General features: G+C 68.7%; 10 protein-coding genes and 1 pseudogene. 6 read left to right on the top strand and 5 right to left on the bottom strand.

What is annotated here, in order from left to right; translation table 11 throughout:
• Window positions 1-36 precede the first annotated feature (36 nt).
• The 5 genes and pseudogenes from AB1460_RS25405 to AB1460_RS25385 form a co-directional block, all read left to right on the top strand.
• A complete protein-coding gene (locus AB1460_RS25405; RefSeq protein ID WP_368964622.1) occupies window positions 37-1,254 on the top strand; it encodes a cytochrome P450 in 1,218 nt (405 codons plus the stop codon).
• A 200-nt stretch (window positions 1,255-1,454) separates the two neighbouring features.
• Window positions 1,455-2,645 carry an acyl-CoA dehydrogenase family protein gene (locus tag AB1460_RS25400; protein ID WP_368964621.1) on the top strand — a complete coding sequence of 397 codons (1,191 nt, stop codon included), beginning with the start codon at window positions 1,455-1,457 and terminating at the stop codon, window positions 2,643-2,645.
• Window positions 2,642-3,796: an acyl-CoA dehydrogenase family protein gene (locus AB1460_RS25395; RefSeq protein WP_368964620.1), complete on the top strand. Its 1,155-nt coding sequence runs from the start codon at window positions 2,642-2,644 to the stop codon at window positions 3,794-3,796. Before AB1460_RS25400 ends, AB1460_RS25395 begins: the two co-directional genes overlap by 4 nt.
• A gap of 195 nt (window positions 3,797-3,991) precedes the next feature.
• Window positions 3,992-5,605: a GMC family oxidoreductase gene (locus AB1460_RS25390; protein ID WP_368964619.1), complete on the top strand. Its 1,614-nt coding sequence runs from the start codon at window positions 3,992-3,994 to the stop codon at window positions 5,603-5,605.
• A 211-nt stretch (window positions 5,606-5,816) separates the two neighbouring features.
• Window positions 5,817-6,410, top strand: a pseudogene (locus tag AB1460_RS25385) (transposase); the annotation flags it as partial.
• Window positions 6,411-6,480: 70 nt separating this feature from the next.
• On the opposite strand, the gene AB1460_RS25380 reads toward AB1460_RS25385, so the two are convergent.
• A complete protein-coding gene (locus tag AB1460_RS25380) occupies window positions 6,481-6,930 on the bottom strand; it encodes a nuclear transport factor 2 family protein (RefSeq protein WP_368964618.1) in 450 nt (149 codons plus the stop codon).
• 293 nt (window positions 6,931-7,223) lie between these two features.
• Here AB1460_RS25380 and AB1460_RS25375 point away from each other — a divergent pair, with 293 nt between their 5' ends.
• A complete protein-coding gene (locus AB1460_RS25375; protein WP_368964617.1) occupies window positions 7,224-8,876 on the top strand; it encodes a hypothetical protein in 1,653 nt (550 codons plus the stop codon).
• Between the two features lie 441 nt (window positions 8,877-9,317).
• Here AB1460_RS25375 and AB1460_RS25370 read toward each other — a convergent pair whose 3' ends face one another.
• From AB1460_RS25370 to AB1460_RS25355, 4 genes are all read right to left on the bottom strand, one after another.
• The gene (locus AB1460_RS25370; protein ID WP_368964616.1) at window positions 9,318-10,973 is read right to left on the bottom strand and encodes an N-acyl-D-amino-acid deacylase family protein; all 1,656 of its coding nucleotides are present in this window, start codon (window positions 10,971-10,973) and stop codon (window positions 9,318-9,320) included.
• Window positions 10,974-11,034: 61 nt separating this feature from the next.
• Window positions 11,035-12,777 carry an N-acyl-D-amino-acid deacylase family protein gene (locus tag AB1460_RS25365; RefSeq protein WP_368964615.1) on the bottom strand — a complete coding sequence of 581 codons (1,743 nt, stop codon included), beginning with the start codon at window positions 12,775-12,777 and terminating at the stop codon, window positions 11,035-11,037.
• Entirely contained in the window at window positions 12,774-13,979 is a 1,206-nt protein-coding gene (locus AB1460_RS25360; protein ID WP_368964614.1) for an amidohydrolase family protein, read from the bottom strand. The genes AB1460_RS25365 and AB1460_RS25360 overlap by 4 nt, the downstream gene beginning before the upstream one ends.
• A 256-nt stretch (window positions 13,980-14,235) precedes the next feature.
• The gene (locus tag AB1460_RS25355; RefSeq protein WP_368964635.1) at window positions 14,236-14,763 is read right to left on the bottom strand and encodes an IS630 family transposase; all 528 of its coding nucleotides are present in this window, start codon (window positions 14,761-14,763) and stop codon (window positions 14,236-14,238) included.
• Window positions 14,764-14,971: the final 208 nt, after the last annotated feature.

The following is a 14,971-nucleotide window of genomic DNA, read 5'->3' as shown; positions in this document are numbered from 1 at the left end:
GCCAGCCGGCCGGACGAGAAGCATCCGAGGTGCCGCATGGAGATCGACCTGCTCGACCCCGCCCACTACGTGGAGGGGCAGCCCTACGAGCTGTACAAGTACCTGCGGGAGAACGACCCGATCCACTGGCACGCCGAGCACGACGGCGGCCCGGGCTTCTACGCGCTCACCCGGTACGCCGACGTGAAGGCGCTGGAGACCGCCTCGGACACCTTCGGCAACGCGCCGACGACGCTGATCAGCGACACCGCCGTGCAGGGCGACGCGGACCACCACCATCTGATCTTCTCCGACCCGCCGCACCACACCCCGCACCGCAAGATGCTCAGCCCCGAGCTCAGCCCGATGACGGTCCGCTCGCAGCACGACGTGCTCAACGGGCTGGTCAACGACATCATCGACCGCGTCATCGAGAAGGGCAGCTGCGACTTCGTCGAGGACATCGCCGGCTGGATGGCCAGCTTCGTGATGGCCGACCTGATCGGGCTCCCCCGCGAGCAGTCGCTCGCCATGTTCGACGCCGCCGCCGTCCTCGCCCGCGGCAGCGACCCGTCGTACGGCATCGGCGCCGAGGCCGCGAAGACCCTCTACGCCTGGGCCAGCGACGCCTACCGGGAGCGGATCGACGCGCCCCGGGAGGATATGCTCACCAAGATCACGCAGGCCGAGGTGCTCGGTCGCCCCTTCGACGAGCACCAGTTCCAACTCGACTTCCAGCTCCTGGTCTCCGCGGGCAGCGACACCTCGCGCAATGTCCTGGCCACCGGGATGAACCGGCTCTTCCAGCATCCCGAGGCACACCAGGCGCTCGTCGACGACCCCTCGCTGGTGCCGGCGGCGGTCGAGGAGATGCTGCGCTACGACCCGCCGATCGTCTTCCAGCGCCGCACCGCCCTACGCGACGCCGAGTTCAACGGCATCCCGGTCAGCGAGGGCACGAAGCTGGTCAGCTACTACGGCGCGGCCAACCGTGATCCAAGTGTGTTCTCCGACCCCGACACCTTCGACATCCACCGCAACCCCAACCCGCACCTCGCCTTCGGCGTCGGCCGGCACTTCTGCCTGGGGTCGCACCTGGCGCGGGCCGAGCTGGTCGCGATGTTCACGGCGCTGGTGACGCGGATGCCCGACCTGCGGCCGACCGGCCCGGTTGTGTGGCACCAGCACCCGCAGACGCCGTCGGTGGTGGGGCCGACCGAGATCCCGGTCCGGTTCACCCCCGGGGAGCGGATCGGCGACGCCTTCCTCGTCTGACCCGGGGCCCGGGCCCGGTGCCCGAAGCGCGTGCCGACCGACCGCGGACCCGGTGCTCGCTGGCCGCGAGGCCGGTTCGACAGCATCCTAAATCTTGTTTAAGTTATGTTTGAAGTGCTGTCCAGACCTGATCCAACGATGTCGCAAGCGGATGTCGCACGAGGCCGAGGGCTCGGCGCCATCCGCCGCGAAGGGACACGATGACCGCGCCCACAGCGACCGCCGCCGCGCTGGTCGAGGAGACCGCCCGCCGGGTGCTGGCCGAGCACCCGCCCGCCTCGACGCCACTGCCCGAGCTGATGGGCGCGTGGTACGACGCCGGGCTCACCTGGGTGCACTTCCCGGTCGGCCTCGGCGGCCTGGACGCGCCCCGCGCGCTCCAGCCCACGGCGAACCGCCTCATGCGGGAGGCGGGTGGTCCCGAGCCCCGCACCGTCAACACCATCGGGTACGGCATCGTGGCCGGCACCATCCGCCGGTACACCGACCCCGAGCTCGCGGCCCGGCTGCTGCGCCCGCTGGCCACCGGCGAGGAGAAGTGGTGCCAGCTGTTCAGCGAGCCCGGCGCCGGCTCCGACCTCGCAGGCCTGGCGACCCGCGCGGTCCGCGATGGCGACGGCTGGCGCGTCAACGGCCAGAAGGTCTGGAACAGCCTCGCCCACATCTCCCGGTGGGCCGTCCTGCTGGCCCGCACCGACCCCGACGTGCCCAAGCACAAGGGCCTCACCTACTTCATCCTCGACATGCGGACCCCGGGCGTGGATGTCCGGCCACTGCGCCAGATCACCGGGCGCGCGGCGTTCAACGAGGTGTTCCTCGACGACGTCCACATCCCCGACTCGCAGCGTCTCGGCGAGGTCGGCGAGGGCTGGATCGTCGCCAACAGCACCCTCGGCGACGAGCGCACCTCGCTCGGCGACCGGGTCGCGGCCCGGGGCAGCGGCGTGATCGCCGACGCGCTCGTGCTGTGGGTGGCGCATCCCGAGCGGCACACCCCGGTGCTCCGGGAGCGGCTGACGCGGCTGTGGGTCCGTGCCGAGACCCAGCGGCTGACCGGGGACCGTGCCCGTGTGGCGGCCAGCAAGGGAGTTCCGGGGGCGGAGAGCGCGATCGTCAAGCTGCTCAACTCCGAGCTGTCACAGGCCGTCTACGACTTCTGCCTGGAGCTGCTCGGCCCGGAGGGCACTCTCATCGACACCTACTCGCTCGACGCTCCCGACGACGAGTCGGGCCCGGCCGCCATCCAGCGCAAGTACCTGCGCTCCCGGGCGACCACGCTGGAGGGCGGGACCTCGGAGATCATGCGCAACGTCATCGGTGAGCGGGTGCTGAAGCTCCCCCGCGAGCCGCGCGCCGACCAGGGCATCGTGTGGAAGGACATCCCCCGATGACGCGAGAGTTCGAGTTCGACGACGAGATCACCGAGCTGCGGGGGATGGTGCGCGCGTTCTGCGCCGAGTTCTCGCCCGAGTCGGTGGTGCGAACCACGATGGAGTCGGAGCTCGGGCACGACCCGGAGCTCTGGCGGCGCCTCGGCGGCGAACTCGGCGTGCTGGGCCTCGCGGTGTCTGAAGAGTACGGCGGCGAGGGTGTCGGGCTGGTCGCCCAGGCGGTCGTCATCGACGAGCTCGGCGCGGCTCTGGTGTGCGGGCCGGTGCTGGGCACCCTGGCCCTCGCCATGCCCGCACTGGCCACTCTCACCGACGAGGACGCCAAGCGGGAGCTTCTGCCGCCGCTGTGCTCGGGCGAGAAGGTGGCCACGCTGGTAGCGCCGCTCTCCGACGGCGGCCTCGAAGGCGCAGCGATCACCATCCAGGCTGAGCGGGATGGCGAGCGCTGGCTGTTGTCCGGGGAGGTCGCGCAGGTACCGGACGGCGCCAGCGCGGACACGCTCCTGGTCGTCGCGACGGTCGGCCCGTCGGCTGGCCCCGGCCCCGGCCTCGCGCTGTTCGCCGTGCCGGGCGACGCGGCCGGGCTTACCCGGACGCCGCTGACCACTCTCGACCTGACCCGCCGCCAGGCCGCGGTGACATTCGACGCGATGCCGGCCCGGCTGCTGGCCAGCGGGCCCGAGGTCGTGACCGCGTGCGAGCGGGCCGCCCAGGTCGCCGCCGTGCTTCTGGCGACCGAGTCGGTCAGCGGCGCGCAGCGGATTCTCGACATCACCGTCGCGCACGTCAGCACCCGCCTGCAGTTCGGCCAGCCGATCGGCGCCTTCCAGGCCGTCAAGCACCGCTGCGCGAACATGCTGATCGCGGTCGAGACGGCTCGCTCGGCGGCGTACCACGGCGCGTGGGCGCTCCAGGACGGCACCGACGACCCCCAGCTCGCGGCCAGCCTGGCGAAGGCCGTGGCGAGCGAGGCCTACCACGCTGTCAGCACGGGAGCCATCCAGATGCACGGCGGGCTCGGGTTCACCTGGGAGGGCGTGCCGCACCTCTACTTCAAGAGGGCCAGCACCGACGGGTTGACGCTCGGCACCGCGACCCAGCACCTGGAGCGCGTCGCCGCACTGACGCTCGACACGCTCGCCCCGGCCTAGACCTCGACCATCGGGCCTGCGCACAAGAGTGCTCGACCGCTGGCGGCTCGGACACCAACCCCATCACAGACGGAACCGGTGCAGTCCCATTAGCGCCGACCTTTGGCCTCGGGCCTCGGCTCCCGGGGTCATGGCGCCATCGCGGGCTGGCGCCCCTCGCGCCTGTCACGAGCACCGGTCACGAAGGAGAACACCGTGGAGTTCGACTACGTCATCATCGGCTCCGGCGCCGGCGGCTCCGTGCTCGCCGAGCGCCTCTCGGCCGGAAGTCGGGCCAGCGTCCTGGTGATCGAGGCCGGCGGTCACGACCGCCATCCCATTCACAGGGTGCCCAAGGGTTTCTTCTTCACCATGCACTCCGCCCGGTACGCCAAGAAGTTCACCGCCGGCCCGTTCGGCCCTGACGGCGCCACCGACGCCTGGTGGCGGGGCCGCGTGGTCGGCGGCTCGACGACCATCAACGGCCTGGTCTGGAACCGCGGCTGGGCCTGCGACTTCGACCAGCTGGTCTCCGACGGCAACCCCGGCTGGGGATGGGACACCTTCCTCGGCGCCTACAAGAAGCTGGAGTCCTTCCAGCTCGGCGCGTCCGACCTGCACGGCGGCAACGGCCCGGTCAGCGTCGAGATCACCACTCCCGCGGAGCCGGTCTCCGAGGCGTTCATGGAGTCCTGCTCGGCGGCCGGCGTGAAGCGGGTGCTCGACATCAACGGTTCGGATGAGGAGCGCACCGGCTACACCCAGTTCTCGACCAGGCGCGGCACCCGGGTGACCGCGGCCGGGGCGTTCCTGCGCCCGGCCCTGCGGCGCGACCACGTGACGCTGATGACGAACACCGAGGTCGGCCGGATCCTCTTCGACGGCAGCCACGCGGTCGGCGTCCTCGCCCGGCGCCGCGGTGAGCAGGTCGAGATCCGCGCGCGCCGCGAGGTGCTGGTCTGCGGCGGCTCGCTCGACACCCCGATCCTGCTGGAGCGCTCCGGTGTCGGCCGCGCGGACGTGCTGGCGAAGGCGGGGGTCTCGCTGGTGGTCGAGAGCCCGAACGTCGGCGAGAAGCTCAACGAGCACCGCGGGCTGCGGTTCATGTACAAGCTCAGGCCCGGTGCCGCCGCCGGCTTCAACCCGCTGGTCAACAGCTCGGCCAAGCGGATGTACCAGGGCGCGAAGTACCTGGTTCGGCGGGATGGTCTTATCGCCCAGGGTTCGGCGACCTGTCTGGTCTACTTCCGGGCGGACGAGAGCTCCGACCGGCCCGACACGTGTGGCTTCTTCAACCCCATCTCGATGAAGGGGAAGACGATGCACAACGACAAGCTCGCGGTCGACGACGAGCCCGGGATGATGCTGGCCGCCTACCCGCTGCGGCCCACGAGCCGGGGCCACATCCACATCACCGGGCCGGATCTCGGGGACCGCGTCGCCATCGCGCCGAACTTCCTCGACACCGAGGAGGATCGGCGGATCCTGTCCAAGGTCGGGCCGCGGGTGCGCGAGCTGTTCGGCTCCGGGCCGGTCGCCGACCTCGTCGCGGGTGAGCGGATCCCGGGCGCCGATGCCCGGACCGAGGCGGACTTCGAGCGTGTCGGGTTGTTCCAGGGCGCGTCGGGCTACCACCCGCTCGGCAGCTGCGCGATCGGACCCAACGCCGACGACGTGGTAGACGAGCGGCTGCGCGTACGTGGAACGACCGGGCTACGGGTGGTGGATGCGTCCGTCTTCCCGCGCCAGCCCTCAGGCAACACGTCCGCCCCGACCCAAGCGCTGGCCTGGCATGCCGCCTCCCTGATCCTTCAGGACGCAGGAGCGTAAGGCCGCACCGTGCGCCGCGCGCACCGTGCGCCACCGGCGCGTCGCGGGGCACGCGAAGTGCGGTGTTTCAGCTTGTCGTTTAACCGCCGGGTGTCACGCTGTGCGATACCTGCTGGTGTTGTGAGGCGGGTCGGCGTGTCCTCGTGACGTGGGACGACCGTCGGAAGATCGTGCTCTCGCCAAAGAAGCCGTGATCGAACCGAAGGTCGTGATGGGCAGTGTGCAGGACGAACCAGGACGCGTCGAAGCTCTGGGACGGCTGTGTCGCTTCCGGCAGGAGTTCTACGACTGCCTGACCCGCCGAGCGGACGCGCTGTTCGAAACGGCGGAGGCGGTGCTGTGCACCGACGGCCCGGTCCGGACGCTGGTCGACCTGACGCTGGCCCCGGAGCACCGTCGCGGCCATGGAGCCTTGTACGACGGGCTGAACAGCGGCCGGTTAGAGATCGCCCGGCTGCGACGTGCGCTCGCGGACCTTCCGCTGCCCGCGGCCGCCGACGGACGACTCGTGCTGGCCGTCGATGTCAGCCCGCTCCCCACACCGCCGAGACAGCCAGGTACCAACGGCCGTCCACCCAAGCACGGCCCCGAGTTCGCCCTCGACAGGCCCGCGACCTGGCCCGAACCGCAGCACACCACGACCACCAACACCAGCCGCTACGGCACCGCCACCGCGACCAGCTGGAACCGGCTACATCCCCGGCTCACCCACCGCACCTGCTGGATCAACCACCCCGGCGACCTCCCGATCATCGAAGGGACCCTCATCCACCTGCAGGTCGACCACCTCCCCGGCAACCGCGACAGCGACTCTTCAGCCTCGCTGAGAAACCGCTCTTAGCCCGTCGGTGGCCGGCTTCAGCGGTCGGTAGCCGTCAGCCGCGAGGAACCTCGTCTGTGACTGTGTAGGTCTGCTTCCACTTCAGGTACACGCGGCGTTCGGTGATCCGCCATCCGTCGGGGGTACGGGCCAGGGTGTCCTCGTAGGAGCCGCCGCCGGAGACCCGCACGATCTGGCCGTCCTTCTCGCCGCGGCGCCCGGTCTCCATCTGGAAGTGGGAGAACGCCGTGGCGGAGTCGCCATCGATCGTGACAATCGTGTTGTAGAGCGGATGCTGGGCGAACAGCCAGGCCGGGTCAGGCCTGCTGAGCCGGTCGCGCATCTGGTCGCGGGTCTCGCGCTTCCCGCCCATCGGGGTGAAGTCGATGATCCCGTCGGACGTGAACGCGAGATCCCACTCCTCGAACCTGCGCTCGTCGAGGCCGACGGCGTAGTGACGCATCGCCTTCTCGATGTCGAGCCGGTCCTGAATCCGCCCGGTCATACCTCTCCCGTCCCTGGTCAGCGCAGGCGGTATCATCGTTCCAGAGCAGTAACACTATTACAAGGACAATTAGAACCGTTCAGCGGCCGACGCCGCCGACCAGGTGCTCGGAGCGGACGAGAACGCGCCGCGGCGGGACGTCGGGTACCACGGGCGTTCGCGTGCCCTGCGCCTCGGCGCGAGCGCGAGCCGGTCCCGGTGTGGATGCCCGGCGAGAGCGTGACCTGGAAGCGTGACCCGGAAGACGATCAGGAACGCCGGGCCTCGCAGGACGCCAAATAGGATCGTGGTCTATGCACATGTCTGGTGGCGAGTCGATCTCGATCGCCCTCGAGCGGCTCGCCCTCGCGCTCGGCGAGAGCGGCGCGGTGCCGGTCCCGGAGCTGGTGCGCGCCCTGGAGCGCGCCGCCGAGCGGCTGCGCACCAAGACCGTCTCTGAGGAGGTGCCGCTCGACCTGGTCACCCAGGCCGAGGCATCGCGCGCGGTCGGCGTGAGCCGGCAGGCGGTCAACCAGTGGGTGCGCAACGGCGTCGTGCGCTCGTACGCCGGCACTGGTGCCGGTTCCAGCAGTCGGTACGGCCCGAAGGTCTCGCTGGCGGAGATCACCATCGCCGCCAACCGCCGCTCGAGGGACGTGCCGTTCTCCAGCAGCCGCCGCCGCGAGCTGCTGGACTTCCTCCTGCACATCGAGCACGGCTCCACCGCCGCCATCGCCCGCGAGGTCCGGCGCGCTCTGGATGACGACAGCTACGACAGCCACAGCCCCGAGCAGATCCGGGTGCTGGGCGAGTTCGTCATGGCGTCGATGGGGCTGGGCGACCAGCAGGGCGAGTTCACCCCCGAGGGGCTGCGGCTGCTCTCCGAGCTGGAGCCCTCGATCACCGTCGACACCAGCACCCCGTTCGGCGGCCTGGTCAACTCACTCGGCCTTCTGATCCACTCGGCCCAGGGAAACGCCGGCTTCGACTCCCCTGCTGTAGCCCTGCTCGCCCTGTTCGGCACCGCCACCATTGGCGCTCTGTACGCCGGTAAGAACGCCGATGTCGGCCGTGCAGTGCGTTCGGCGGCGCGCGAGGTCTGGAACGAGGACTGGGTCGAACGGCTCCTGGACGCGGTGTTCCACCTGAGCGAGCTGCGCCCCTCCGCGCTCACCCGCTTCACGGCGTCGCTGACCTACCTCGACCACAATCGCTTCCTGCGAAAGGCGCAGGCCACCGGGGTGAGCATCGGCTACTCCCGTGGCCCGGGGCCGCTGCTCCCCCAGCGCCTGTACGGCGCGCCCATCCTGCGGGACCTGATGGCCGGCGCCGAGCGTCCCCCGGAGCCGTGGGCCTTCTCCCCTGAGGCCGCGATCGACACGTGGCCGTCCCAGCTGGACAGCGGGTCCAACCCCTTCCGCATCCTCAACTACGAGTCCGGCCTGCTCGACCCCGAGATCCATGGCATCCGGCGCTACTGCTTCTCGACCAACGACGCCCGCCGCGGACTCCGCGCGTACGCGAACTCGCTGTCCGGGAACGACCGGCGCCGCTATGTGCGGCTTTCCGTCGAGGGGCTCACGCGCACCCTGCTGCAGCAGAACATCGAGCTGAGCGCGATCGACTCCGAGCGTGACTTCGACTGGTGGAAGGACCACATCATTCGCTCATCCCAGCAGGAGATCATGCTGGGCCTGCGGGACGAACGCGCCCGGAAGGTCGCGCACGCCCTGCTGGTCTCGACCAGCCTGCTGCCCGACGTGGTCGAGACGGCGCACACCGACGGCGCCCTGCGCGACCGCCTCCGGATCTACGTCAAGAACCTGGAGTTCGACGTAATAGAGGCCCGCTACTACGACGACGCGAGGCGCGGAGTAAGCCGAGTACTCAAGACCGGCGGACTAGCGCTAGACGCATCCGAAGCCCGATCAATAGCAGAACGAGAAATCCACGACATGCTCCCCTAGCGCGCCTGCGAGGTGCGCGACGAACCCACGATGCGCGGCTGATCCGTGGTCTCTCGCGCCCGACGCGCTCTGACGGCCCCACGTCGTCCGTATCGTCGCCTGCGAGTCCATCTGATCATGTGGCGGAGAAGCGGCGTGCATTGAGTGCTTCGCGACGCGCGGATGACGTGGCTACGCCGATTGCCATGGAGCGCGCGGCACGGCTGACAGCTGTCGTTACGCATGAGGGTGAGTGGTATGTGGCGCGGGCCCTGGAGGTCGAGGTGACCAGCCAGGGCGCCACCGTCCAGGAGTCTCTGGCCGATCGTTCCGCTACATCGAGAGCTTGCGACGGGAACACTCGCCTCAGTTCTGCGCCAAGCGGGTATCGACGCCGAGACGCTGAGGACGCTGCTCGCCTGAGTCGACGTCGTCTGCGCGGCGAGCGTAGCGCGGCGAGCGTCAGGTGGCTGGTTGCCGCTTCTGGGGTCCTCGGACCAGGCGGCCGGGTAAGTTGGCGGTTTCCTCGCCGTTTGTGTAGGTTTCCATGCCGCTTACGAATGTGTGCAGGTAGCCCTCCGCTCGTTGTAGGAGTCGGCGCCCTCCTGCGGGCAGGTCGTAGTGCACCGTCGGGTTAAGCAGGCGCACGTTCTCCATGTCGATGATGTTGATGTCGGCCTTGTAGCCGGGCGCCAGCAGGCCGCGGTCCTCAAGGCCGACCGCGACGGCGGTCTCGCGGCATTGCCTGCGAATTACGAACGGGAGATCGAGCCGGTCGTGGGCCCGGTCGCGCGTCCAGAGCTGTAGCAGCGTCGTGGGAAAGCTGCCGTCGCACATGGACGCCACGTGTGCGCCGCCGTCGCTGAGCCCCGGGAGTGTGTGGTCGTGCACCAACATCTCGTGTACGGCGTCGAGATTGCCGTCCGCGTAGTTGGTGAACGGCTGGGACATCAGGCTCCGGCCACCATCCTTGATCAGTATTTCGTAGGAGAGGTCCTCGGGCGTCCGTCCCTCGCGAGCGGCGCGCACGGCGATCGAATCCTGAGGTGCGGGTTCGTAGTTCGGAATGCTGTCGAACTCGTACATGATCTCGTAGCGGTGGATGCGCAGACCGCCGGGCACATTAGGGATCTTCTCGTCCGTCTGTGCCCGGAGTATCTCGGCCTTCAGCTCCGGATCCGCCATACGCGCGGCCTGCTCCGCTACCGGAAGGTGCGCGAGCGACCTCCATACAGGGTTGGCCACGAATGGATGCAGGGTGCACTGAAGGCCCAGCAGCATCCCCATGCTCCGGGCGGCCACCTGAGCCTTGATCGGATAACCGTCCTCGTTCGCCCTGGCGAGCTGCTCCAACACGGTGCTGTACAGCCGCGGCCGGCCACCGAACTGCACCAGCGAGACCGTCAGTGGACGCCCCGAAGCCTCGACCATCCGCCGCATCAACGCGAAGTCCTCGTCCACATCGTCGAAATCCGTGATCAGCTGCAGGACGCCCGTCCCGGTCTGCCCGACCGCGGACGCGATGGCGGTGAGCTCGTCACTCTGCGAGCCGTAGACCGGCGTCAGCGTGCCGCCCACGGACTTGTGATTGATCGAGCGCGATGTGGTGAAGCCGAGCGCGCCGAACCGGATCGCCTCTGCGGCGAGCCTCGCCATCGTCACGATCTCGTCCGCGGTCGCCGCCTCCATGGCGGCCGCGCGTTTCCCCATCGCCTCGAAACGCAGAGCCGCGTGCGGCACCTGTGCCGCGATGTCCAGGTCGCGCGGCCGACGTTCGAGAGCGGTGAGGTACTCCTCGAACGTCTCCCATTCCCAGCTCAGGCCCTCGTACAGAGCTGTCCCTGGAATGTCCTCGACGCCCTCCATCAGCTCGATGAGCGGCTGCCGGTTCCCGGGTCTGACAGGAGCGAAGCCAACGCCGCAGTTGCCCATCACGACCGTGGTCACTCCGTGCCAGGACGACGGCTGCATCCGGCCGTCCCATACCGCCTGGCCGTCGTAATGGGTGTGGATGTCCACGAAACCCGGCGCGACGACGGCACCGGCCGCGTCGATTTCCCGGGCACCACGCCCCTCGACGCGGCCGACGTCGACCACAATGCCGTCCCGCACGGCCACGTCAGCTACCCGCGCCGGCTTTCCGGTCCCGTCGACGACGTTTCCGGACCTGATGACGAGATCAAACTCCGGCATCTGACCGCCCCGGCGCCGGCTGGGTTCCGCGGACGACCCGGCCGGGCAGGGCGCCGGTCGGCTCACCGTCGTGGTAGGTCTCGACACCGCTGACGACCGTGTGGCGGTAGCCATCCACCCGCTGCAGCAGCCGACGGCCCCCACCCGGCAGGTCGTAGACCGCCTCCGGGCGGTGAATGCGCATCCGGTCCAGGTCGATGACGTTCAGGTCGGCCTTGAATCCGGGCCTGAGCTCGCCACGGTCCAGCAGCCCGATGGCCCGAGCGGTGTCGCGGGACTGGCGCTTCACGACGTACGACAGATCGAGCCGGCCATTCGGGCGCTGCCCCACCCAGTGCTGCAACAGCGTGCTGGGGAAGCTGCTGTCGCAGATCGAGCCCACGTGCGCACCGCCATCACCCAGGCCTGGCAGCGTGTACGGGTGCGTCAGCATCTCTCGGACGGCGTCCAGATTGCCGTACGCGTAGTTGGAGAACGGCTGGTAGATCATGCCGCGCCCCTCATCCCTGATCAGGACGTCATAGACGACCTCCTCGGGCGTGCGGCCCTCCTTCCGCGCCTGGGAGAGGATTGACAGTTCTCGGCTCGGCTCGTAGTTCGGGAACTCCTCGAGTTCGTGCATCGCGTCGTAGCGATCGGTGCGCACGGCGCCTGGGATACGCAGGTCCTTCTCGTCCGTCTGCGCGTCGAGTATTGCCATGCGCATTTCCGGGTCCCGCATCCGAGCGGCCTGCTCGGCCACCGACAGGTGCGAGATAGAGCGCCACACCACATTCGTCGTGAACGGATGGAGAGTGCATTGAAGACCGAGGACCAGGCCCATGCCGCGGACCCCCACCTGCGCCTTGATCTGAAGGCCGTCGGCGTTGGCCGCCGTGATCGCGTCGAGGATCTCCCGATACCGCTCCGGCGTCTCACGGATCTGCAGCAGCGAGACCGAGAGCGGCCGTCCGGACACGCTCGCCATCGTGCGCATCAGCGCGAATTCCTCGGCGACGTCCGGGAAGTCGGTGATCAGCTGGAGCACGCCCGTGCCTGTTTCGCCGACCGCGCGAGCGATCTCGATGAGTTCCTCGTCCGCGCTGCCGTACGCCGGCGTGACCTCGCCCGCCTTTGTCTTGTGCGCGAGCGTCCGTGAGGTCGTGAACCCGAGCGCCCCGGCTTCGATCGACTCCTTGGCCAGCGCGGCCATCTGAGCGATCTCTTCCTGGGTCGCCTGCTCCCGGGCGACGGCACGCTTTCCCATCGCGTAGATACGCAGCGGCGCGTGCGGGACCTGGGTGGCGAAGTCGAGATCGCGCGGGCGCTGGGAGAGGACGTCCAGGTACTCCCCGAACGACGTCCAGCCCCACCGCAGACCCTCGTGCAGGGCCGTGCCCGGGATGTCCTCGACGCCTTCCATCAGCTCGATGAGCTGCTCGTGGTCCTTCGGCCGCACCGGCGCGAAGCCCACGCCGCAGTTTCCGCCGACGACCGTGGTGACGCCGTGCCACGAGGACGGCTGCAGGGTACTGTCCCACACCGCCTGGCCGTCGTAATGCGTGTGGATGTCGACGAACCCCGGGGCGACGACCGCCCCCTCGGCGTCGATCTCCCGGGTACCGCGGCCCGCCACCGTGCCGACCTCGACCACGAGACCGTCGCGGACGGCGACATCACCGAGGAACGGCTCGCCGCCGCTCCCATCCACGACAGTGCCCGACCTGACGACCAGATCGTAATCGCTCATCGGCTCGCCACCTCATCCGTCGCAGAAAGCACGGCCGCTCCGCCATGGACCGCCGTGGTCGAGAGCCAGGAATCGGGCACCGGGTGACAGAAGACCTTTTCGGCCGTCCGGTAGGTCATGTTCAAGGCGTCCTCGACTGGAATGTCGTGGAAGCGGTTCTCCAGCAGCTTCTGCGTGTCGGGCCAGGTGGAGTCCGAGTGCGGATAGTCGGTCTCGACCATGATGCGGTCACTGCCAATCATGGTGTAGGCACCGAGATTGGACGGATTGTCGATCATGCAGAAGTAGAAGTGCCGGAGCAGTGTCTCGCTCGGCGTCAGGTCGGATTTCCACCACGAGGTCAGCGAGGCACCGGAGTGGTCCATCATGTAGTCGAGCCGGTCGACGGCCATCGGTACCCATCCGATGCCCCCTTCGGACAGCGCGATCTTGAGATCCGGGAACCTGCTCGGCACACCGGAGAACGTCCATTCGATGCCCGTCACCATCGACGATGCCGGGAACAGCGCCGCGAGTGTGTAGTCCAGCTGCGGATCGTGCGAGCGCGGACGGTTCGGCAGCGGGTCGAGCACCCAGCCCGCGGCGCCCAGATGGACACAGGCCACCGTCTGTGTCTCTTCCAGTGCCTCAAGTACGGGGTACCAGTATGGGTCGCCGATGCGAGGTAGGCCAAGATGCGGGGGCAGGTCCGGCAGGGTCGCCGCGTTGAAGCCGCGCTCGGCGTTCCGGCGAATTTCCTTCACGGCGATCTCCGGATCCATCATCCAGATCAACTGCATCGGAATGATCCGGCCTGGGTGCGTTCCCGCCAGGTACTCAAGATGCCAGTCGTTGTAGGCCCTCATGGTGGCCAGCCCGAGTTCCTGGTCCTTGCTCTGCGCGAACACACGGCCGGCAAAGCCGAAAGCGCCGGATGGGAAGCACGTGTGCGCGTAGACGCCGTCGAGGTCCATGTCGGCGACCCGCGCGTTGATGTCCCACGAGCCCCGGCGCATCTCGTCATCCCGGACTGGCGCCCGGGTCCACGTCGTGGGGTCCCGCCCGACGACGTCCTCCAGACCGCTGCCGACTAAAAGGTTGCCCTCATAGGACCACCACTGGGTGCCGTCTGAGTCCTCGTGCCGTCTGGGCGCCCTGTCCTGGAGCTCCTTGGGCATGCGGCCCTCGAACGTGTCCGGGGGCTCGTGCAGGTGATCGTCCACCGAGACGACCGGGTAGGTCCGATCACGAGGAGCCGGATCGGGCAGGAAGATCGGAACAGGACGGATCATCGAGGCCGCCTTTCGTCCACACCAAAGTCGAGGTCAACCTACGTCAGACAATATTAGAACACAACTAGAGTATGAGTGCCCTGCCAACGGCATCGGCCGCGCGCCGGTGCCGAAGTCCCCGCAGCCCCGCAGCCTCACGACCTCGCGACCGCTGGCGCGGTCCTGAGCGCCGGGCGACTTGTTAACCTCAAGTGCGGTTGAGCTCCTCGTGTCCCGGTCCGGAGATTCGCGCGCAGTAGTGTCCGATCGCGTCGATGATCTGGTCGGCGGCCCTGGTCCATGTGAAGGGCCTGGCGTTCTCGTTCCAGTGACTGATCCATTTTTCGAGTGCGTGGGTCAGGTCGTCGACGGAGCAGAAGACTCCCCGGTCCAGGCACCGGCGTTGCAGCGCGGCGAACCATCGCTCCACCTGGTTGAGCCAGGACGAGTAGGTGGGGGTGAAGTGCAGGGCGAACCGGGGGTGCTCCACCAGCCACCTGCGCACCGCCGGTGCCTTGTGCACGGAGAGGTTGTCGCAGATCAGGTGGATCGCCAGATCCGGCTCGACCTGACGGTCGATCTCGGCGAGGAAGCCGATGAAGTCCCTGGCGGTGTGCTGGGCGCAGACCGCACTGAGGACCTTGCCGGTGGCGGTGTTCAACGCGGCGAACAGGTCGACGGTGCCGTGGCGGATCAGAAACGGTCGGTGGACACCTTGAAGTCCTCGACCAGCCAGGGCTTGAGACCAAAGGCCCGCCAGACGCGGTGCACGCTGGTCGCAGAGATCCACACCCGCTTCCCTCTGTGTCAGAGTCGGGTGAGAGTGCGACATCGAGGTCGCACGTGTATGAGTGGGCTGCGTCGGTTGGAGGTTCGGTTGATGACGAAGACGTAGCCCCGGATCAGTGTCCGTAGATCCGTCCCCTCCGTGACATGCGTGGCTG

It is taken from the genome of Parafrankia sp. FMc2, assembly GCF_041008525.1.
Classification (GTDB): Bacteria; Actinomycetota; Actinomycetes; order Frankiales; family Frankiaceae; genus Parafrankia.
Note: the sequence above shows the minus strand (reverse complement) of the source record. Positions and strands in the feature narration are given on the sequence as shown.

Excerpts from the sequence above, each read along its gene's own strand:
- AB1460_RS25400 (WP_368964621.1), top strand. The coding sequence starts at position 1,455 with ATGACCGCGCCCACAGCGACCGCCGCCGCGCTGGTCGAGGAGACCGCC.
- AB1460_RS25380 (WP_368964618.1), bottom strand. The coding sequence starts at position 6,930 with ATGACCGGGCGGATTCAGGACCGGCTCGACATCGAGAAGGCGATGCGT.
- AB1460_RS25405 (WP_368964622.1), top strand. The coding sequence starts at position 37 with ATGGAGATCGACCTGCTCGACCCCGCCCACTACGTGGAGGGGCAGCCC.
- AB1460_RS25395 (WP_368964620.1), top strand. The coding sequence starts at position 2,642 with ATGACGCGAGAGTTCGAGTTCGACGACGAGATCACCGAGCTGCGGGGG.
- AB1460_RS25365 (WP_368964615.1), bottom strand. The coding sequence starts at position 12,777 with ATGAGCGATTACGATCTGGTCGTCAGGTCGGGCACTGTCGTGGATGGG.
- AB1460_RS25375 (WP_368964617.1), top strand. The coding sequence starts at position 7,224 with ATGCACATGTCTGGTGGCGAGTCGATCTCGATCGCCCTCGAGCGGCTC.